The sequence below is a fragment of the Buchnera aphidicola (Sitobion avenae) genome (assembly GCF_005082585.1).
Classification (GTDB): domain Bacteria; phylum Pseudomonadota; class Gammaproteobacteria; order Enterobacterales; family Enterobacteriaceae; genus Buchnera; species Buchnera aphidicola_Z.
This window is the reverse complement of record NZ_CP034855.1, coordinates 140951-161717: the sequence shown is the minus strand read 5'-3', so window position 1 is coordinate 161717 and position 20767 is coordinate 140951. Positions and strand designations below refer to the sequence as shown.

At 26.8% G+C, this 20767-nt stretch carries 17 protein-coding genes; 11 read left to right on the top strand and 6 right to left on the bottom strand.

What is annotated here, in order from left to right:
• Positions 1–27: 27 nt before the first annotated feature.
• Positions 28–1941, top strand: coding sequence for a molecular chaperone DnaK (dnaK, locus tag D9V77_RS00755; protein ID WP_158338959.1), 1914 nt, complete (start codon positions 28–30; stop codon positions 1939–1941).
• Positions 1942–2054: 113 nt separating this feature from the next.
• Positions 2055–3188, top strand: a complete 1134-nt coding sequence (gene dnaJ / locus D9V77_RS00750) for a molecular chaperone DnaJ (RefSeq protein WP_158338123.1) — start codon at positions 2055–2057, stop codon at positions 3186–3188.
• A gap of 48 nt (positions 3189–3236) precedes the next feature.
• Here the strand turns inward: dnaJ and rpsT are convergent, their stop codons facing one another.
• Positions 3237–3506 carry a 30S ribosomal protein S20 gene (gene rpsT, locus D9V77_RS00745; protein ID WP_158338121.1) on the bottom strand — a complete coding sequence of 90 codons (270 nt, stop codon included), beginning with the start codon at positions 3504–3506 and terminating at the stop codon, positions 3237–3239.
• A gap of 168 nt (positions 3507–3674) precedes the next feature.
• On the opposite strand from rpsT, the gene ribF reads away from it, so the two are divergent.
• The 8 genes from ribF (at position 3675) to folA (ending at position 14963) form a co-directional block, all read left to right on the top strand.
• Entirely contained in the window at positions 3675–4616 is a 942-nt protein-coding gene (gene ribF, locus D9V77_RS00740; protein ID WP_158338119.1) for a bifunctional riboflavin kinase/FAD synthetase, read from the top strand.
• Between the two features lie 17 nt (positions 4617–4633).
• Positions 4634–7456 carry an isoleucine--tRNA ligase gene (gene ileS, locus D9V77_RS00735; protein ID WP_158338117.1) on the top strand — a complete coding sequence of 941 codons (2823 nt, stop codon included), beginning with the start codon at positions 4634–4636 and terminating at the stop codon, positions 7454–7456.
• Positions 7456–7932: a signal peptidase II gene (gene lspA, locus D9V77_RS00730; RefSeq protein ID WP_158338115.1), complete on the top strand. Its 477-nt coding sequence runs from the start codon at positions 7456–7458 to the stop codon at positions 7930–7932. Before ileS ends, lspA begins: the two co-directional genes overlap by 1 nt.
• 69 nt (positions 7933–8001) lie before the next feature.
• Entirely contained in the window at positions 8002–8973 is a 972-nt protein-coding gene (gene ispH, locus D9V77_RS00725; protein ID WP_158338955.1) for a 4-hydroxy-3-methylbut-2-enyl diphosphate reductase, read from the top strand.
• Positions 8966–9775: a 4-hydroxy-tetrahydrodipicolinate reductase gene (gene dapB / locus D9V77_RS00720; RefSeq protein ID WP_158338113.1), complete on the top strand. Its 810-nt coding sequence runs from the start codon at positions 8966–8968 to the stop codon at positions 9773–9775. Before ispH ends, dapB begins: the two co-directional genes overlap by 8 nt.
• A gap of 220 nt (positions 9776–9995) precedes the next feature.
• A complete protein-coding gene (carA, locus tag D9V77_RS00715; RefSeq protein ID WP_410051808.1) occupies positions 9996–11144 on the top strand; it encodes a glutamine-hydrolyzing carbamoyl-phosphate synthase small subunit in 1149 nt (382 codons plus the stop codon).
• Positions 11145–11161: 17 nt separating this feature from the next.
• On the top strand, positions 11162–14383 hold the full coding sequence (gene carB, locus D9V77_RS00710; protein WP_158338109.1) for a carbamoyl-phosphate synthase large subunit: 3222 nt from the start codon (positions 11162–11164) through the stop codon (positions 14381–14383).
• A 97-nt stretch (positions 14384–14480) separates the two neighbouring features.
• Positions 14481–14963: a type 3 dihydrofolate reductase gene (folA, locus tag D9V77_RS00705; protein WP_158338107.1), complete on the top strand. Its 483-nt coding sequence runs from the start codon at positions 14481–14483 to the stop codon at positions 14961–14963.
• 22 nt (positions 14964–14985) lie between these two features.
• On the opposite strand, the gene apaH is transcribed toward folA, so the two are convergent.
• Genes apaH through D9V77_RS00690 form a run of 3 tightly spaced genes read right to left on the bottom strand, consistent with a single transcriptional unit; the run spans position 14986 to position 18006 of the window.
• Entirely contained in the window at positions 14986–15801 is an 816-nt protein-coding gene (gene apaH / locus D9V77_RS00700; protein WP_158338105.1) for a bis(5'-nucleosyl)-tetraphosphatase (symmetrical) ApaH, read from the bottom strand.
• A gap of 49 nt (positions 15802–15850) precedes the next feature.
• Positions 15851–16663: a 16S rRNA (adenine(1518)-N(6)/adenine(1519)-N(6))-dimethyltransferase RsmA gene (gene rsmA / locus D9V77_RS00695; RefSeq protein WP_261979282.1), complete on the bottom strand. Its 813-nt coding sequence runs from the start codon at positions 16661–16663 to the stop codon at positions 15851–15853.
• Between the two features lie 53 nt (positions 16664–16716).
• Positions 16717–18006 (bottom strand): peptidylprolyl isomerase, encoded by a 1290-nt coding sequence (locus D9V77_RS00690; RefSeq protein WP_158338103.1) that lies wholly within the window; start codon positions 18004–18006, stop codon positions 16717–16719.
• 183 nt (positions 18007–18189) lie between these two features.
• Between D9V77_RS00690 and D9V77_RS00685 the strand changes: the two genes are divergently transcribed.
• Positions 18190–18963: a DedA family protein gene (locus D9V77_RS00685; protein WP_158338101.1), complete on the top strand. Its 774-nt coding sequence runs from the start codon at positions 18190–18192 to the stop codon at positions 18961–18963.
• Positions 18964–19067: 104 nt separating this feature from the next.
• Here D9V77_RS00685 and rplY read toward each other — a convergent pair whose 3' ends face one another.
• Both rplY and nfo read right to left on the bottom strand, forming a co-directional pair.
• Complete coding sequence (gene rplY, locus D9V77_RS00680) at positions 19068–19352, bottom strand: 50S ribosomal protein L25 (RefSeq protein WP_158338099.1); 285 nt, start codon at positions 19350–19352, stop codon at positions 19068–19070.
• Positions 19353–19388: 36 nt separating this feature from the next.
• On the bottom strand, positions 19389–20234 hold the full coding sequence (gene nfo / locus D9V77_RS00675) for a deoxyribonuclease IV (protein ID WP_158338097.1): 846 nt from the start codon (positions 20232–20234) through the stop codon (positions 19389–19391).
• Between the last annotated feature and the right edge of the window lie 533 nt (positions 20235–20767).

Sequence of the window (20767 nt, the reverse complement as noted above, 5' to 3'; positions counted from 1 at the left end):
CAAGATATTAAAATAGGAGATATGTTAATGGGTAAAATTATTGGTATTGACTTGGGAACAACCAACTCTTGTGTTGCCATTATGGATGGCAATAAACCGCGCGTTTTAGAAAATTCAGAAGGTGATCGTACTACACCTTCAATTATTGCATATACTCAAGATGGAGAGGTGTTAGTAGGACAACCAGCTAAACGTCAAGCTATAACTAATCCAAAAAATACACTTTTTGCTATAAAACGTTTAATTGGTAGAAAATTCAAAGATGATGAAGTGCAGCGTGACATTAAAATAATGCCTTATAAAATTGTAAATTCTGATAATGGAGATGCATGGATTGACGTAAAAAAACAAAAAATGGCGCCTCCTCAAATTTCTGCGGAAGTATTAAAAAAAATGAAAAAAACTGCAGAAGATTATTTAGGAGAAACAATAAGAGAAGCAGTTATTACAGTTCCTGCATATTTTAATGATGCTCAACGTCAAGCTACTAAAGACGCTGGAAGAATAGCTGGATTAGAAGTAAAACGAATTATTAATGAACCAACAGCTGCCGCACTTGCTTACGGTTTAGATAAAGGAAAAGGTAATAGAACAATAGCTGTTTATGATTTAGGTGGAGGAACTTTTGATATCTCTATTATTGAAATAGATGATGTTGATAAAGAAAAAACATTTGAAGTTCTTGCTACTAATGGAGACACTCATCTTGGAGGAGAAGATTTCGACAGTAGATTAATTAATTATTTAGTGACAGAATTTAAAAAAGAACAAGGAATAGATTTAAGAAATGATCCATTATCTATGCAACGTTTAAAAGAATCTGCAGAAAAAGCTAAAATAGAATTATCGTCTGCACAACAAACAGATGTAAATCTTCCATATATTACAGCTGATTCTAATGGTCCTAAACACTTAAACATCAAAGTTACTAGAGCAAAGTTAGAATCTTTGGTAGAAGATTTAATCATGCGTTCTATAGAGCCACTAAAAGTTGCATTAAAAGATGCAGGATTATCAGTCTCGGACATAAATGATGTGATATTGGTTGGTGGTCAAACAAGAATGCCTATGGTTCAAACTAAAGTTGCTGACTTTTTTGGAAAAGAACCTAGAAAAGACGTGAATCCAGATGAAGCAGTAGCCGTTGGAGCCGCAGTACAAGGAGGAGTTCTTTCTGGTGATGTTAAAGACGTTTTGTTGCTAGATGTAACTCCTTTATCACTAGGAATCGAAACTATGGGTGGTATAATGACTTCACTTATCACTAAAAATACCACCATTCCTACTAAACATAGTCAAATATTTTCTACAGCAGAAGATAATCAATCAGCAGTTACAATACATGTACTACAAGGTGAACGCAAAAGATCTTCAGATAACAAATCGTTAGGACAATTCAATTTAGATGGCATTGAACCTGCACCTCGAGGAACAGCGCAAATTGAAGTAACATTTGATATTGATTCTGATGGAATACTTCATGTATCTGCAAAAGATAAAAAAACAGGAAAAGAACAAAAAATTACTATAAAAGCATCTTCAGGACTCAATGAAGAAGAAATTAAAAAAATGGTAAATGATGCAGAAGCCAATTCTGAAGCAGATCAAAAATTCGAAGAATTAATTCAAACAAGAAATCAAGGTGATCAATTAGTTCACAGTATAAAAAAACAATTAAATGAAAATAAAAATTTAATTGAAGAAGAAAATAAAAAAGATATTCAATTATCTCTAGATAAGTTAGAAAAAGCATTAAAGGGAGAAAACAAATCTGATATTGATACAAATATACAAGAACTTTTAAAAATATCTGCTAAGCTAACAGAAATTAATCAAAAAAAATCAGAAGAAAACAAAAATAATGAAAATGCATCGTCTAATAAAAAAGATGAAAATGTTGTAGATGCAGAATTTGAAGAAATAAAAGAACCAAAAAAATAATCAATTTTAATAAAATATTGAAAAATAATTACAACAGACTTTAAACCAGCACGGGCGTGGAAACTTATCTACGCCCGTGTAATTATTTTTAAATAAAAGAAGAGCAAGAAAGAATGGCAAAAAAAGACTATTATCAAGTTTTGGGAATTCCAAGATCAGCAGAAGAACGTGAAATTAAAAAAGCATATAAAAGACTAGCAATGAAATATCATCCTGATCGAAATCAAGGAGATAAAACTTCTGAAGGAAAATTTAAAGAAATAAAAGAAGCTTATGAAATTTTAATCAATGAAGAAAAAAGAAGTGCATATGATCAGTATGGACACGCAGCTTTTGAAAACGGTCAGTCTAATAATACATATAGCACTTTTACTAGTTCTGCAGATTTCGGTGATATTTTTGGAGACGTTTTTGGTGATATTTTTGGAGGTAACAGAACTCAAAGAGCTAAAAAAGGAGCTGATTTATGCTATAATATGGAAATTTTATTAGAAGAAGCAGTAAAAGGAACAAAAAAAGAAATTAAAATTCCAACTCTTCAAACATGCAAAACATGTTATGGAAGTGGTACAAAACATGGTAGTAAACCTCGTGCATGTTCGATATGTCATGGTAAAGGTCAAATACATATTAGAAAAGGTTTTTTTACTGTACAACAATCATGTACTACATGTCATGGCAAAGGATCAGTTATTACTGATCCTTGTAATTTTTGTCGTGGAGAGGGAAGAATTGAAACATATAAAACACTATCAGTAAAAATCCCACCAGGTGTTGATACAAACGATCGTATCCGTTTAAATAATGAAGGGGAAGCAGGAGCTAATGGCGCGCAATCAGGTGATCTTTATGTCCAAATTACAGTTAAAAAACATCCTATTTTTGAACGTGAAGAAAACAATTTATACTGTGAAGTGCCTATAAATTTCACAATGGCTGCATTAGGTGGGGAAATAGAAGTTCCCACTCTAGACGGTAGAGTTAAATTAAAAATACCATATGAAACGCAATCAGGAAAACTTTTTCGTATTCGTGGAAGAGGAGTTAAATCAGTACAAAATAGAAATCAAGGTGATTTATTATGTCGTGTTGTAGTAGAAACACCTGTAAATCTTAACGAACAACAAAAAAATCTTTTACATGAATTAGGAAATAGTTTTAATGGTTTCCGAGGTGAAAAAAACAGTCCTCGTTCAAAAAGATTTTTTGATGGAGTAAAAAGATTTTTTGATGATTTAACGAGATAAAGTTTTATAAAGTATTGCTTCTAAATTAGAGGCAATACTATTTACAAATTACATATTAGACATTTTTCTGATTTGTAATGATAAATTAGATTTATAACGTGCAGCTTTATTTTTATGTATCAAACCTTTGTTTACATGACTATCAATAATAGGCTGCATTTTTTTAAATGCATCTTCTGCTATTGTTTTGTTACCAGATATAATAGCTGCTCGTGCTTTTTTTATAAAAGTGCGAATCATTGAACGTCGACTAGAATTATTTTTTCGACGTTTTTCAGATTTTACTGCATCTTTTTTAGAAGATTTTATATTAGCCAATTTCTACCTCTAAACTTTAAAAAATTAAACATTTATTTTGAAAAAACAATATTAATGAATATACTAAAAATGTATTTTTATTATGTTGATGATGATTAAATGATAAAAATCAAAAAACTATAAAATTTTTAAATATAATTTACTTCATTTAATAAGGTTAACTTAACAATGAAGATTGTACGAGGTATTCATAATATTAAAGAAATAAATTCTCATTCAGTTATTACCATTGGAAATTTTGATGGAATACACTTGGGTCATCAGGAATTATTTTTAAATACATATCAAATAGGCCAAAAATATAAATTATCAACTGTAATAATTTTATTTGAACCTCAACCACTCGAATTTTTAAAAAAAAATAATGCCCCAGTGAGAATTACGAAATTTCGTGAAAAAGTCAAACGTATTGCTTTTTATAATTTTGATAAAATTATATGTATTCGATTCAACAAATCTTTCCAATCTCTAAATGCAGAAGATTTTATCATAAATATACTAATAAATAAACTGCATCTAAAATTTATAGTATTAGGCGATGATTTTAGATTTGGATTTCAAAGAAATGGAAATATTGATCTTTTAAAAAAACTGGGTAATAAATATCAATTTCAAGTTATAAAAATTAAACCCTTGTATAAAAACAATACAAAAATTAGTAGTACTAATATTAGAAAAGCATTGTCTGAAAATAATATAAAACTAGCTTCTCTTTTTCTTGGTCGTAGATTCAGTATTTCTGGAAAAGTGATTCACGGTAATGCCATAGGAAAAACAATAAATTATCCTACAGCGAACATACGTTTAAATAAAAATTTCTTATTAACTAATGGAGTATATGCAGTTAGAATAAAATATGATTTAAATAAACATGCTATAGGCATATCTAATATTGGTATTAGACCAAGCATTTTGAATACTCAAAAAAACAAATTACTTGAAGTATACTTATTTAATCTAGAATTAGATCTATATGGAAAATATATAGAAGTTTTTATATATAAAAAAATACGTAATGAAAAATTTTTTGTTTCGATAAAAGAGCTAAAAAAACAAATCTTTAAAGATGTTTTAAAAGTTAAAAAATATTTTAAAATTCATAAAAGCTAATAGAAAAAGAGAAAATAATGAATGATTATAAAAAAACTTTAAATCTACCCAGAACAATGTTTTCTATGAGAGGAGATCTTCTTAAAAAAGAACCAAAAATATTGAAAAATTGGTATGAAAATAATTTATATCAATTAATTAGAAAAAAAAATAAACATAAAAAAATATTTTTTCTTCATGATGGTCCACCATATGCTAATGGAAATATTCATATTGGACATGCAGTAAATAAAATTTTAAAAGATATCATTATTAAATCTAAAAATATGTCGGGTTTTGACGCTCCTTACATTCCATCTTGGGACTGTCATGGATTACCGATTGAACAAAAAGTTGAAGAAAAAAGCAAGCTTTCTCAAAAAAAAGTATCCACTTTAGACTTTCAAAAAAAATGTAGAGAATATGCTCAAAATCAAGTCGAAAAACAAAAAAAAGATTTTATTAGACTAGGAGTAATAGGTGATTGGGAAAACGCCCATCTCACAATGAACTTTAAAAACGAAGCTAATATAATTAGAACTTTATCAAAAATTATTAAAAAAAAATATTTATATCGAGATTTTAAACCTATATATTGGTGTCTTCAATGTACATCATCATTATCCGATGCTGAAATCGAATATTCTAAAAAAAAATCAGATTCAATTATAGTTGGTTTTAAATCTGTAAATAGAGAAATCATAAAAAGATTATTCCATTGTCAAAATCTCAATACAAAAGCAATATATCTACTTGTTTGGACAACAACTCCATGGACTCTTCCATCCAGTAAAGCCATCTCAATACATCCAAATTTTGAATATCAATTAATAGAAACTAAAAATTGGAATTTAATTATAGCAAAAGAATTAGTTCAAAATGTATTAAATATATTGAAGGTAAAAGAATGGACAGAAATAAATTGTATTCAAGGAAAACTATTAGAAAATATAAAATTTCTACATCCATTTTTTGAAAATGTCAATGTACCTATAATTTTAGGAAAACATGTTACTCTTGAATCAGGAACTGGAGCTGTTCATACAGCACCAGATCATGGGATAGATGATTATATAATCAGTCAAAAATATAATATTAAAACAAGTAATTTAGTAGATTTTAAAGGAGACTACATCTCTGATATACATCCTAAATTAAATGGTCTTAATGTTTTAAAATGTAATTCTATTATTATAGAATTATTAATTAAAAATAATACATTATTTCATCATGCATTTTTAACACACAGCTATCCACATTGTTGGCGACATAAAAGTCCAGTTATATACAGAGCTACTCCACAATGGTTTATAAAAATAGATCAAAAAAAATTACGTTATAAATTATTAAAAGAAACAAAAAGAGTGCGCTGGGTACCTGAATGGGGGGAATCAAGAATGATGGAGATGATTAAGAAACGACCTGATTGGTGCATTTCAAGACAAAGGAAATGGGGTGTGCCGATGTCTATTTTTATACATAAGAAAACAGGAAAAATTCATCCTAATACAGTTTTTTTAATGGAGCAAGTAGCAAAAAAGGTAGAGTTAAAAGGAATACAAGCATGGTGGAATATAACTTTAAAAGAAATATTAGGTCAAGAGGATGAATCATATGAAAAAATTTTAGATGTATTAGATGTATGGTTTGATTCAGGAAACACACATACTTCAATAGAATATGAAAATAAAAAAAATACTAAAAAAAATGCAGATATGTATTTAGAAGGATCAGATCAGCATAGAGGTTGGTTTATGTCATCACTAATAATATCAACCTTGATTCATGAAAAAGCACCATATTCTGAAGTGTTAACGCATGGTTTTGTTGTAGATGGAAATGGACAAAAAATGTCTAAATCTATAGGCAATACCATTAGTCCTAACGACATAGTAAATACATTAGGTGCAGATATTTTAAGATTATGGGTCGCCTCTTCTAATTACTCTAACGATCTTTCAATTTCCAATGAAATATTAAAGAATTCATCAGATATATATAGAAGAATTAGGAATACAGCACGTTTTATGTTAGCTAATATTTATGATTTTAATCCTAAAGAAGATATAGTATTAAAAGATAATATGATTTTGTTAGATCAATGGGCTATCGGACAAACTAAAATAGTTCAAGAAGAAATTATTAAATACTATAATAATTATAATTTTCATGCAGTAGTAAAACGTTTAATGTACTTTTGTTCTATAGAAATGGGCTCTTTTTATCTTGATATTATAAAAGATAGACAATACACCTTAAAATTCAACAGTCAAGAAAGACGCAGTTCTCAAACAGCTATGTACTATATAATTAACTCTCTTGTACGATGGATAGCACCAATACTATCTTTTACTGCTGATGAATTATGGAGCTATTTACCAGAGAATAATTCTCAATATGTGTTTATGGAAGAATGGTTCGAAAAATTATTTGATTTAAATCAAGATAAATTATTTAATCATCAATTCTGGGATCAAATAATTCAAATCAAACATGAAATAAACAAATTTTTAGAAGAAGAAATAAAAAATAAAACCATTAATAATTCACTTGAAGCTTCTATTGTTTTATATGTTTCACCTGAATTACTCGGAAAACTAGAAATCTTAGGACAAGAGATAAAATTCATCTTTTTAACATCGCATGTCACAGTAAAACTATATAATAAAGCTCCTAAAAACGTTAAAAAAAGTGCGAACCTTCGTCACTTAAAAGTTTTTATAGAAAAATTTAATGGAGAAAAATGTCCGCGATGTTGGCACTATTTTACCCCCACTAAAAATCACGTAAAAAACAGCGGTATTTGTAATCGATGTATTTTAAACACTATTGGTAACGGTGAAAAACGTATATTCATATAATGAAAAATCGACATTTTAAAAAATCAAAAAAATGGATTTGTGTGACTATAATAATTTTTATGCTTATTCTAGACATATCTAGTAAATATTGGATTACAAAATATATTCAACTTTATGAAACAAAAAAAATTTTTTCAATATTAAATTTGTTTCATATACATAATTACGGCGCTGCATTTAGTCTTTTATCTCAACAACGAGGATGGGAAATATGGTTTTTATCAATTGTCAGTATTCTTACTATACTAATAGCAACAAGAATTATCATAAAATCAAACAACAAAGAAATAAAAAAAATAATAGCTTATTCTTTTATTATCGCAGGTGCAATAGGAAATTTAATAAATCGAATTATTTATGGATTTGTAATAGATTTTATTGATCTACATATTCATAATTGGCACTTTGCTACATTTAACATAGCTGATTGTAGTATTTTTTTAGGGATTATTATACTTGTACGAACAAATTATTAAATGTAAAAATTTAAGTAATCTGTATACTATTAACTCAATACTATCATATATATTTTGGAGATCATAACACTGAATATTATATTGACTAATCCTCGAGGTTTTTGCGCTGGCGTTAAAAGAGCCATTTCAATAGTTGAACATGCATTGAAGATTTACAAAACAAAAATTTATATCAGACATGAACTTGTACATAATCAACATGTTGTTAATACATTACGCAAAAAAGGAGTTATTTTTGTTGAAAAAATCTCACAAATCCCCAATTATTCAATAGTCATTTTTTCTGCACATGGTGTATCAAAAAAAATTGTACAAGAATCTATAAAAAAAAAATTGATTATATTAAATGCCACTTGTCCATTAGTAGAAAAAGTACATATGGAAGTATCAAAATCCAGTAAAAAGGGAATAGAAACAATTCTTATTGGTCATCAAGGACATCCTGAAGTAGAAGGAACTATGGGTCAATACAATAACAAAAATGGAAAAATATATCTTGTTGAATCTATAGAAGACGTAAATAATTTATCTGTTAAAAACAGTAATAAATTGAATTATGTGACGCAAACTACTTTATCTGTTGCTAATACAAAAAATATTATTTCTGCTTTAAAAAATAAATTTCCGAATATTTCCGGTCCTAATAAAGAAGATATATGTTATGCGACAACTAATCGTCAAACAGCAGTTCACCAATTATCTAAAATAGCCGATATAATACTTGTGATAGGTTCTAAAAATTCCTCTAATTCTAATCGTCTTGCGGAATTAGGAAACGAAACGGGTACATTTACGAAACTAATTAATTCTTTTGTTGATATCAAAAAAAAATGGTTGAAAAATGTGAATTATATTGGTGTTACAGCTGGTGCTTCTGCACCAGAAATATTAATAACGGAAGTTGTACAGTATTTGCAAAAAATAGGTGCTAATAAACCAATAGAAATGATAGGCATTAGAGAAAAAAAAGTTTTTAAAATTCCCAAAAAACTATTAAATATTAAAATAATTTCAGATAATACGGACACAAAAAATGAATAAAAAAACCCGCATTGCAATTACTGGACCAATGGGCCGCATGGGTAAAACACTTATTAAAGAAATACAAAAAAATGAACATACATATTTAACGGCAGCCTTAGTAAAAAAAAATCATGAATTAATTGGAAAGGATGTTGGGAAAATTCTTGGAATAGGGAATATAGGTATACTTATTAGCGATCAATTAAATATAAAACAAAATAATTTTGATGTTTTAATTGATTTTACAAAACCTAGTAGTACATTAACTTATTTACAATATTGTCATAACTTTAAAAAAAATATTGTTATTGGTACCACTGGATTTACAAAAGAAGAAATTAATATCATAAAATCATCTTCTCAAAAAATTTCTATAATTATGGCGTCTAATTTTAGCATAGGAATCAATGTACTATTTCAGTTGATTAAAAAAACCACTCAAATTATAGGCAAAAATTCTGATATTGATATTATGGAATATCATCATCGTAATAAAATAGATGCTCCTTCAGGTACAGCTTTGGCACTAGGAGAAGTGATATCAAAAGTAATGAATTGGGATTTAAATAAACATTCAATATATTATAAAAAAGGAATAACTGGAATTAGAGAAGCAAAAAAAATTGGGTTTTCTATTGTACGAGCAGGTAATATTGTCGGAAAACATACTGTTATGTTTTCCAATTCTGGTGAAGAAATTAAAATTACTCACACTGCATCTAATAGAATATCTTTTGCTCAAGGTGCTATACAAGCGGCGTTATGGATTCATCAAAAAAATACAGGTCTATTTGATATGACAGATGTACTATCATTTTAATAATCAGGCCATTTAAATTAATTTATTAATAGTATTAATTATATATAAGATAAACCAATAATTAAAATATATATAATTAAATGCAATATATTATTTTTAAGAATGTACAAATATGCATCATGATAATAGACAAAAATATTAATTTTAGTTAAAATAAAATTTAATTAATACAATAGCAATAACAATTTATGTAAAAAAAATATTTTTTATGGAGGGTGTTTTGAGCCAATCAGCAATACTAGTTTTAGAAGATGGAACTAGATTTCACGGACGAGCTATTGGAGCTAAAGGAATAACTGTAGGAGAAGTTGTTTTTAATACATCAATAACTGGTTATCAAGAAATAATCACTGATCCATCTTATTCACATCAAATTGTAACATTAACTTATCCTCATATTGGTAATGTTGGAAGCAATCTAGATGATGAAGAATCATCTAAAATTTATATAAAAGGCCTCATCATCCGTGATCTATCACTCATTGCAAGTAATTACAGAAATAAAAAAAGTTTTTCTTGTTACTTAAAAGAAAATAATATTATAGCAATATCTGATATTGATACTAGAAAGTTAACACGTATTTTGCGTACAAAAGGTTCACAAAACGGATGTATTATAGAAGATAAAAAAGAAAATTATACTATAGGACATAATAAAGCTAAAAACTTTATGAGTTTACAAGGTTTAGATTTAGCAAAAAAAGTTTCTACTCAATCTATTTATAATTGGAGCCAAGGAAGTTTTTCTTTGAATAAAAACAAATTTGTTTCTATTGAAAAAGAAAAACTTTTATTTCATGTTGTCGTATATGATTTTGGAGTCAAAAGAAATATACTTCGTATGCTTGTAGATAGGGGATGTTATTTAACTATTGTCCCTGCTACAACTGATCCAAAAACAGTATTAAATTTATCTCCAGATGGAATTTTTTTATCGAACGGACCAGGTGATCCAAGACCTTGTCATTATGCTATTGATGCAATTCGATATTTTTTAAAAACTAATATTCCTATTTTTGGAATATGTTTAGGGCACCAACTATTAGCTTTAGCTGTCGGAGCTGAAATTATAAAAATGAAATTTGGACATCATGGAGGCAACCATCCTGTAAAAGAAATTAAAAACAACCGAGTTATAATTACATCTCAAAATCACAGTTTTACTGTAGATATTAAAAACCTTCCAAACAATATAGAAATTACACATAGTTCTCTTTTTGATGGAACATTACAAGGACTGTCTTTAACTAATAAATCGGCTTTTAGTTTTCAAGGTCATCCAGAAGCAAGTCCTGGACCACATGACGCTTCATCTTTATTTGATACTTTTATTAAATTAATCGCCTACGAAAAAACTAGAACTCAGTAATTAATTAGAGAAAAAAAATGCCTAAATCTACTGATATAAAATCAATCTTAATTCTCGGTGCAGGTCCAATAATAATTGGACAAGCATGTGAATTTGACTATTCAGGCGCACAGGCTTGTAAAGCCTTAAAAGAAGAAGGTTATAAAATAATCCTTGTAAATTCTAATCCTGCAACCATCATGACAGATCCTTGCATGGCTGATGCTACATATATTGAACCAATTCATTGGGAAGTAATAGAAAAAATTATTCAAAAAGAAAAACCAGATGCACTACTTCCAACGATGGGAGGTCAAACAGCGTTAAACTGTGCTTTAGAATTAGATGATAAAGGCATCTTAGATGCCTATGGTATCAAAATAATAGGCGCAACAGTTGATGCAATTAAAAAAGCTGAAAATAGAAAACTATTTGAATATTCGATGAGAAAATTAAATTTAGAAACTGCAAAATGTGGTATTGCACATAATATTCAAGAAGCTTTTTTAGTTTTAAAAAGTGTAGGTTTTCCATGTATTATTCGCCCTTCTTTTACTATGGGTGGACATGGAGGAGGAATTGCTTATAATCATGAAGAATTTGAAGAAATATGTGAAAGAGGGCTTAAGTTATCTCCCAGCACAGAACTTTTAATCGATGAATCACTTATTGGTTGGAAAGAATATGAAATGGAAGTTGTACGAGATAAAAATGATAATTGTATTATAGTTTGTTCAATTGAAAATTTAGATCCTATGGGTATTCATACAGGAGATTCAATTACTGTTGCACCCGCACAAACTCTTACTGATAAAGAATATCAATTAATGAGAAATGCATCTATGTCAATTTTAAGAGAAATAGGTGTAGAAACAGGTGGATCTAATGTACAATTTGCAATTAATCCAAAAAACGGTCGAATGATTGTCATTGAAATGAATCCTAGAGTATCTCGTTCTTCTGCTTTAGCATCTAAAGCTACAGGATTCCCTATTGCAAAAATTGCAGCTAAATTAGCTGTTGGATATACGTTAGATGAACTTGCAAATGATATTACAGGGATGAATACTACAGCATCATTTGAACCGTCAATAGATTATATAGTAACTAAAATTCCTAGATTTAATTTTGAAAAATTTCCAGGATGTGATGATAGGCTGACTACACAAATGAAATCTGTTGGAGAAGTAATGGCAATAGGTCGTACTTTCCAAGAATCTATACAAAAAGCAATTCGTGGCTTAGAGATAGGTGTTAGTGGCTTTGATTCTAAAATATCTTGTCTTGATCCAGATTATTTAATTAAAATTAGATATGAATTAAAAGATGCTGGTTCTGAACGTATCTGGTATATAGGTGATGCATTTCGAGCTGGCATGTCTGTAAATGATGTATTTGATTTAACATTAATTGATCCCTGGTTTCTTACTCAAATTGAAGAAATTATTCTTTTAGAACAAAAAATTATAAAAACAGGATTTATTGGATTAAAATATGACTTCTTTTATTTTATTAAAAGGAAAGGTTTTTCTGATCAACGCATTGCAATGCTTACTCAAAAAAATGAAAGTGAAATAAGAAAATTACGTTATAAATTAAATTTGCATCCTGTTTATAAAAGAATTGATACTTGTTCAGCTGAATTTTCAACTGAAACAGCATACATGTATTCAACATGGGAAGACGAATGTGAATCACATCCAAATAAAAATCATAAAAAAATTATAATATTAGGTGGTGGTCCTAATAGAATAGGACAAGGTATAGAATTTGACTATTGCTGTGTACATGCTGCTCAGGCTTTAAGAGAAGATGGTTTTGAAGCAATTATGATAAACTGCAATCCAGAAACAGTATCTACTGATTACGATATTTCAGATAGGTTGTATTTTGAACCAATCACATTAGAAAACGTTTTAGAAATAGTCAGAATAGAAAAACCTAAGGGAATTATTATTCAATATGGAGGCCAAACTCCTTTAAAATTAGCACGTCAATTTGAAAAAGAAGGTGTTCCTATAATAGGAACAAGTCCAGATGCTATTGATAGAGCAGAAGATCGTCATCGTTTTCAAAAAACTGTTTCTAAATTAAAATTACAACAACCTTTGAATGCCACTGTCTTAACTTTAGATGAAGCATATAAAAAAGCTCAAATAATTGGATATCCGATTATGGTACGACCGTCTTATGTTTTAGGTGGTAGAGCTATGGAAATTGTCTATGAACCATATGGTTTAGAAAATTATTTTAAAACAACATTAAAAATAAAAAACACAACACCTATTTTATTAGATCAATATTTAGATTATGCCACAGAAGTAGATGTAGATGCTGTATGCGATGGAGAAACAGTGTTAATAGGAGGGATTATGGAACATATTGAGCAAGCTGGAGTTCATTCTGGTGATTCTGCATGTTCATTACCCGCATACACTTTAACGAACAAAGTTCAAAATGAAATCAGAAAACAAGTCACAAAACTAGCCTTTGAATTATCTGTTAGGGGTCTAATGAATGTGCAATTTGCTATTAAGAAAAATAAAATCTACATTATTGAAGTCAATCCAAGAGCGGCACGAACAGTTCCTTTTGTTTCCAAAGCAACAGGTCTCGCATTAGCAAAAATTTCTGTTCGAGTAATGTGCGGAAAAACATTATTAGAACAAGGTTTTATCAAAGAAATAGTTCCACCTTATTTTTCAGTAAAAGAGGCCGTTCTTCCATTTGATAAATTTCAAGGTGTTGATCCTATACTAGGTCCAGAAATGCGTTCTACAGGAGAGGTAATGGGTATTGGAAAAAACTTTTCAGAAGCTTTTTCTAAAGCAATGTTAGGAGCTCATACGAACATGAAAAAATCAGGTCGTATTCTTCTTTCAGTAAGAAATGAAGATAAAAATAAGATTATAAATTTAGCAGTGAAATTGCAGAAACTAGGATTTGAAATAGACGCAACTAAAGGCACATCTAGAGCTTTAAAGAAATCTGGAATTTTATCTAGACTAGTTAACAAAGTACATGAAGGACGTCCTCATATACAAGATCGTTTAAAAAATGGAGAATATGCTTATATTGTTAATACTACATCCTGCAATCAAGGAGTAAAGGATTCAAAATTAATATGTCGTAGTGCTCTTCAATATAAAGTACACTATGATACAACAGTTAATGGAGCTTTCGCAACTGTTATGGCCTTAAATGAAAACCCAAAAAAAAATGTTCAATCTCTTCAAGAGATACATGAAAAAATAAAATAATTTTATAAAAAAATACACTAACATTTACATTAAATAAATTTTTATAAATATGTTGTAAAACATATTTATAATTCATATAGAGGCTTTTTATTTTAATATGAATATAAGTTTAATTGCAGCGATTTCTAACAACTTAGTTATTGGACATAATAATAAAATACCTTGGTATCTTCCCGAAGATTTAAAATGGTTCAAAAAAAATACAATAAATAAAAGTGTAATTATGGGTCGTTTAACTTGGGAATCTATTAAAAAACCTTTACCTATGCGTAAAAATATAGTAATCAGTAGTAATGAAATTAAAATAGAAGGTATAATTTGGGCTAACTCAATATCTAATGCAATTATCTCAGCAAAAAATAGTCAAGAAATTATGGTTATTGGAGGGTCTAAAATATACAAAAAAATGCTGTTTTATGCTAATAAATTATATTTAACTCATATAGATATTGATATTACTGGTGATTCTTATTTCCCTGAGTATACATTATATCCAGATTGGAAAATATTATTTAAGAAAAAAAATATAAAAAACATAAAAAACCCATATAATTATTCTTTTGAAATTCTATCTAGATAAAAAAATACATAATTCATTTAAATTATTTTGATAAAAAAGGTTGTGAAAACCATTTTTTATCTTCCCATCGCAACATAGTTAATTCTCCTCCCCAACAGCAACCAGAATCTAATGAAAAAAAAGGTTTAGGTATATAACTTCCTTTTAAAGAAGACCAGTGTCCAAAAAAAATAGAATAAATTTTTGAAATATTCGATGGCATTAAAAACCATGGGCGCAAAGGATATTGAACAAAATTCGGTGATTTTTTACAAAACATATTTAATCTACCATCTGGATAACAATATCTCATTCTTGTGAAAGAATTTATAGAATATCGTAATCTATCTAATTGATTTAAATCTAATGTCCAGAAATTTATACTATTATTATACATAGATTTTAAAAATAAAGAATAATTTATATTAGATAAACAATCTTCAATTTCTAGTGCACAAACTTTAGCTGTATTAATATCCCATTGTGGGCTAATTCCTGCATGAGACATAATAATTTTTCGTTTTTCGTCAATTTTTAAAATAGATTGACGACGAAGCCAATTTATCAGTTTTAAACTATCTGACGAAACGAGAAATTCATCAAAGTAGTTTTCTTTTTTATTTTTTTTTATACCAGAATATACTGCAATTAAATTTATATCATGATTTCCTAGAACTATTTGAACTCTATTTTTTAATGAATAAAGATATCTTAACACACTAAGTGAATCAGGACCTCTAGATACTAAATCACCAGCGATCCATAAATAATCTTTTTGATCATTAAAGCATGATTTTTCTAAAAGGATTTTCAACTCTTTATAACAACCATGTATATCACTTATAAAATAAGTACTCATATGTCATAACCTCTTGTGATTAATATAAAAATATTAAAAAATTAATTTTTTAAGAATTGTTTAGTTTTTTATATAAATAATTAGATAATCGACAATATTGAGCAATAGAAATATTTTCAGCTCTTAAATTCGGATCAATGTCTAATTGAATTAATCTTCTTTCTGAAAAGAATTTTTTTAAACTGTTTCGTACAGTTTTTCTCCTATTCTGAAAAGCATTTTTTGTGATATAACATAAAATTTTTATATCATAAACAAAATAAGGAGAAACATGATGAGGAGTTAAGTTAATAAAAACAGAATGCACTTTGGGAATAGGTCGAAAATATTCAGGTATAACATTTAATAATATTTTAACATTACAGTAATATTGACATATGATACTTAAACGACCATAAGATTTATTTCCAGGAATAGCAATCAATCTTTCAGCAACTTCTTTCTGTAACATAAAATTCATATCTTGAATAACTGTAATCTGTTTTAATAAAAATATTATTAATGATGTAGAAATATTATATGGTAAGTTTCCAAAAATACGAATTAATTGATTTTTTTTGCGAAATAGATCTATAAAATTAAAATTCAAAACATTTTGATGAAAAACTATTAATTTTGAATAAAAAGAACGTTTTTTTAATAAATCCAACAAACTCAGATCTATTTCAATAACAATCAATTTTTCTAAAAATTGACAGATTGGTTTTGTTAATGCAGCTAATCCTGGTCCGATTTCTACTAATATTTGTGTTTTTTTTGGATTAATAATTTTAATAATATCTTGAATAATATTTTTATTTATAAGGAAATTTTGCCCATACTTTTTAAGAGGATAATGTTTTTTAAAATTTTTTATAATCATAAATTCATAGTTAATATTTTAATATTCGAATGTTGTCAGAAAAAAAATACTTATTATCTTATTATCTTTATATAAGCATTATTTTTAAGATCGTTTATCCAATTCTGCTTTTCTAGTATCATTTTTTGATTCAATAAAATATTATAAGCTTTTTGCTTTTGAAAATTATAAAATTTATCTGTTTGACGTTTATCTAATAATTTAAAGATATGCCATCCAAAAGGAGATTTAATAGGCTTGCTAATTTGATTTGTATTTAAAAATAAAAATTCTTTATCTATATTAGAACTAAAAAATTCTTTTGAAATCCATCCTAAATCACCATGTTTATTAGATGTATGAAAATCATGAGATAATTTTTTAACAGCATTATCAAAACTATACATTCCTTTTTTAATATTTTTATATATATTAAAAATATTCTTTTTTGATTCTTCATCTGTTAAAATAAGAGAAGGTTTTATTAAGCAATGTTGAACATAAAATTCATTTATAATTTCTTCTTCATTATTCACAATATCATTTACTTTTAAAATATAAAATCCTTTGTTTTTTAAAAATGGTCCTAAAATTTGTCCTTTTTTGAAAACATTCACAACATCAGAAAAATTTTTTTGTATATCTGAATAACGCATCCAAAATATTTTTTTTTCTAAAAAAACGCTTTTATTTTTTTTACATTCTAAAAATAATTTTTCAAAATCATAGCCTTGTTGAAGTTTTTTGACCATATTTTCTGCTATTTTTTTTCTCTTACTAATGATAATCTCAGAATCTTTTTTTAAAGAAGGCAGAAAAATATAGCTTAAACTAATCTTTTGAGATTGTTTTTTATTTTTCAATAGTTTATTCAAAACTAAGTTGACTTCTTGTTCAGAAATATGAATACGGTTATGAAGCTCATAATCAGATGTCATTTTAATTTTTAATAGTTTTTTAATGTTGTTTATATAATTATCATGATGAAAACGACTTTTAAGATCATGCAATAAAATATCATTTTTTAATTGATCAAAACTAATATTTTTTTTCAAAGCAATATTTTTAATTACAGTATTAATTTGTTGTTCATTAATTGTAATATTCATTCTATGTGCTTCTTGTAATATTAAAGAATCTACAATTAATTTTTGAATTACTTTTTCTTTTAAAAAATTACTGTGCAAAGGTATTTTAAAATTTTTACCTGCTTTTTTTAGTAATAAAAGAACTTTATCAACATCACTACTTAATATAATTTGATCATTAACAATAGCTACAATATTATCTATTTGATTATCTTTAGCTAATACGTAAGAAATACCAGTAAAAATATAAAAAATTATAAAAATACATACTTTCATTGTAATTCTTCTTTTTATGAATAAATTTTTTAATACTAAAAAATTTTTTTGTTTGCTCTAACAAAATAAAAATAAAATAAATATACAATATTTTCTTGAGGTTGTTTTAAAAAAAATATAAAGTATAAAATATTTATCTACAAATTTAGTCTTAATATAAAAAACACAAAATAATGAGAATTTATGGAATCTTGGTTAACATCTTTTATAACACAGTCTTTAACATACTCTCTTTTGGTAGTTGGTACTATTTCTTTTTTAGAATCTCTAGCTCTAGTAGGATTATTACTTCCCGGTATTATTTTAATGACCACGTTAGGAACATTTATAGGTGATGGTAGACTGTCATTTTATCCTGCTTGGATCTCTGGTACAATCGGATGTTTTTTAGGTGATTGGATTTCATATTATATTGGCTTATATTTTAAAAATTGGCTATATAATTTTAATTTTTTAAAAAAAAATCAAAAGCTTCTGGATAAAATTAAATCTGTATTACACAAACATAGTATTTTGACTATTATTATTGGAAGATTTATAGGACCAACTAGACCTTTAATACCAATGGTTTCAGGCATGTTAAAACTACCATTAAATAAATTTATTTTTCCCAGTATTATTGGGTGTATATTATGGCCTCCAGTATATTTTTTTCCTGGTATAGTTACAGGGATTGCTATAAAAATACCACAAAATTCTGAAAATGATTATTTTAAATGGCTTTTATTATTTATTTCAATTTTGATATGGCTTGGAATATGGCTAATATCAAAATGGTGGAAAATAAGAAAAGAAAATATTATTAATACTAAACCTTCTTTCTTCACTAAGAAAAAGATTGGATGGTTAGCTGTTTTAACTATGTCCTTTGGAATTTTTGGTTTAATTTTTATACAATTTCATCCTACAATGTTAACTTTTAGAAAAATTTTTTCAACTATATTATTCGGGATATAAAAAAATAAATTAAAAAAATAAATATAGAATACATGGTAAAAAAAATAATTCATAATTTTAGTTTATTATGTATTTATTACACAATATATTTATTTATTTATTTACTACGCATACAAAAAATCAATATGCAATAATTTTAACTTAAATGGATGTTTTTGAATCGCTTGTACTTTTACTTTATATTTTTGATCTTGAATAAGTAATAATAAGTTTTCTTTATAAAAACCTTCTTTTTTTTGCAAATTAAAAACGGAATTATGATCTAATACAAGTAAAATTTCAGTTTTATTAATCCCATATAAAACTCCGGGAAGTTTATTTTTTATGCGCAATTGTCTACTAAAGCTTTTTCCTTTATCTTTTCTTATTTCTACTTGTAGTATTAACATATTTTAACCTCTTATTATATATAATAAATTTGTTATTTATACTTTTCTTTGAGATCTTAACCAACGAATTTCTTCTGCCCATATTATAGGATTGACTGTTTCTAAAATGATTGGGATATCATGAAAATTATTATTTCTTATAATCCATTTAAAAGCAAGTTTTCCTATTTCACCTAATCCTAAACTTTCATGACGATCAACTCGACTATTAAATTTTTTTTTAGAATCATTTAAATGAATGCCTTTTAAATATTTTAATCCTATTACATCATCAAATTTTTTAAATGTATTTTCACAATCTTGTTCAGTACGTAAATCATATCCCGCTGCAAACAAATGACAAGTATCAATACATACTCCAACTCTAGATTTATCATCAACATTTCGAATAATTTCAGATAAATGTTCAAAACAATATCCAATATTCGTTCCTTGTCCTGCTGTATTTTCTATAACCGCAATTACGTTTTGAGTATGTTCTAAAGCTATATTAATAGAATGAGAAACTCTTAATAAACATGATTCTTCAGTAATTTTATTTAAGTGACTACCAGGATGAAAATTTAAAAAAATCAAACCAAGTTGACTGCAGCGAACTATTTCATCAATAAAAGAAGCTCTAGATTTTTTTAGAAAATCATCAATAGGATGACCTAAATTAATTAAATAACTACTATGAGGTAAAATTTGTTGAGGTGTAAATGTATGCTTAATACATAATTCTCTAAAAAAATCTATTTTTTTTTGCATTAATGGAGAACTAAACCATTGACGCTGATTTTTAGTAAAAAAAGAAAAAGCTGTTGCTTGTATTTGAACAGCACGCAAAACGGTTTTGTCTACACCACCAGAAGAACTAATATGCGCCCCAATATAATTCATATTTGTCTTTTTTCCTGTCAAAATAATTTTTATTTTAATATTTCAGAGTGTATTCAAATAAATTTAAAAAAAGACATAATAAGAACATATTGCAATGTTGGTAAAAACTTATTAATACAAAATATATTCTTTATATTAAAATAATATGATACTGAGAAAGTATATTTTAATCAATAAAAATAAAGATAAATATGTCTAATATATTATTTAAAAAGCTCCTTCATAATAAAAATTATTTTAAAAATATTGACTATATTTAAATTTATTTTAATAAAAAAACATATTTCTACTACTGTTTAGTATTATATAATTTCAACATAAAAATCTTAAGTATTTCTAATAATCATAATATTTTTGGTTACCAATAAAACTTATATTACAATTAATATTTATTTTATTTAAAACTCTGACACGTCAATCTTTTTAAGATAAAATTGCAGTTATTATATAATTTAAAAGATACATTTTTATAAATATATAAAATATGGTATTCATAAGTAGTTATTCAGAACATGCGTTTAATTAAAAAAATC

Excerpts from the sequence above, each read along its gene's own strand:
- dapB (WP_158338113.1), top strand. The coding sequence starts at position 8,966 with ATGAATAAAAAAACCCGCATTGCAATTACTGGACCAATGGGCCGCATG.
- lspA (WP_158338115.1), top strand. The coding sequence starts at position 7,456 with ATGAAAAATCGACATTTTAAAAAATCAAAAAAATGGATTTGTGTGACT.
- folA (WP_158338107.1), top strand. The coding sequence starts at position 14,481 with ATGAATATAAGTTTAATTGCAGCGATTTCTAACAACTTAGTTATTGGA.
- D9V77_RS00685 (WP_158338101.1), top strand. The coding sequence starts at position 18,190 with ATGGAATCTTGGTTAACATCTTTTATAACACAGTCTTTAACATACTCT.
- dnaK (WP_158338959.1), top strand. The coding sequence starts at position 28 with ATGGGTAAAATTATTGGTATTGACTTGGGAACAACCAACTCTTGTGTT.
- carB (WP_158338109.1), top strand. The coding sequence starts at position 11,162 with ATGCCTAAATCTACTGATATAAAATCAATCTTAATTCTCGGTGCAGGT.
- D9V77_RS00690 (WP_158338103.1), bottom strand. The coding sequence starts at position 18,006 with ATGAAAGTATGTATTTTTATAATTTTTTATATTTTTACTGGTATTTCT.
- ileS (WP_158338117.1), top strand. The coding sequence starts at position 4,634 with ATGAATGATTATAAAAAAACTTTAAATCTACCCAGAACAATGTTTTCT.
- dnaJ (WP_158338123.1), top strand. The coding sequence starts at position 2,055 with ATGGCAAAAAAAGACTATTATCAAGTTTTGGGAATTCCAAGATCAGCA.
- apaH (WP_158338105.1), bottom strand. The coding sequence starts at position 15,801 with ATGAGTACTTATTTTATAAGTGATATACATGGTTGTTATAAAGAGTTG.
- nfo (WP_158338097.1), bottom strand. The coding sequence starts at position 20,234 with ATGAATTATATTGGGGCGCATATTAGTTCTTCTGGTGGTGTAGACAAA.
- ribF (WP_158338119.1), top strand. The coding sequence starts at position 3,675 with ATGAAGATTGTACGAGGTATTCATAATATTAAAGAAATAAATTCTCAT.
- rplY (WP_158338099.1), bottom strand. The coding sequence starts at position 19,352 with ATGTTAATACTACAAGTAGAAATAAGAAAAGATAAAGGAAAAAGCTTT.
- rsmA (WP_261979282.1), bottom strand. The coding sequence starts at position 16,663 with ATGATTATAAAAAATTTTAAAAAACATTATCCTCTTAAAAAGTATGGG.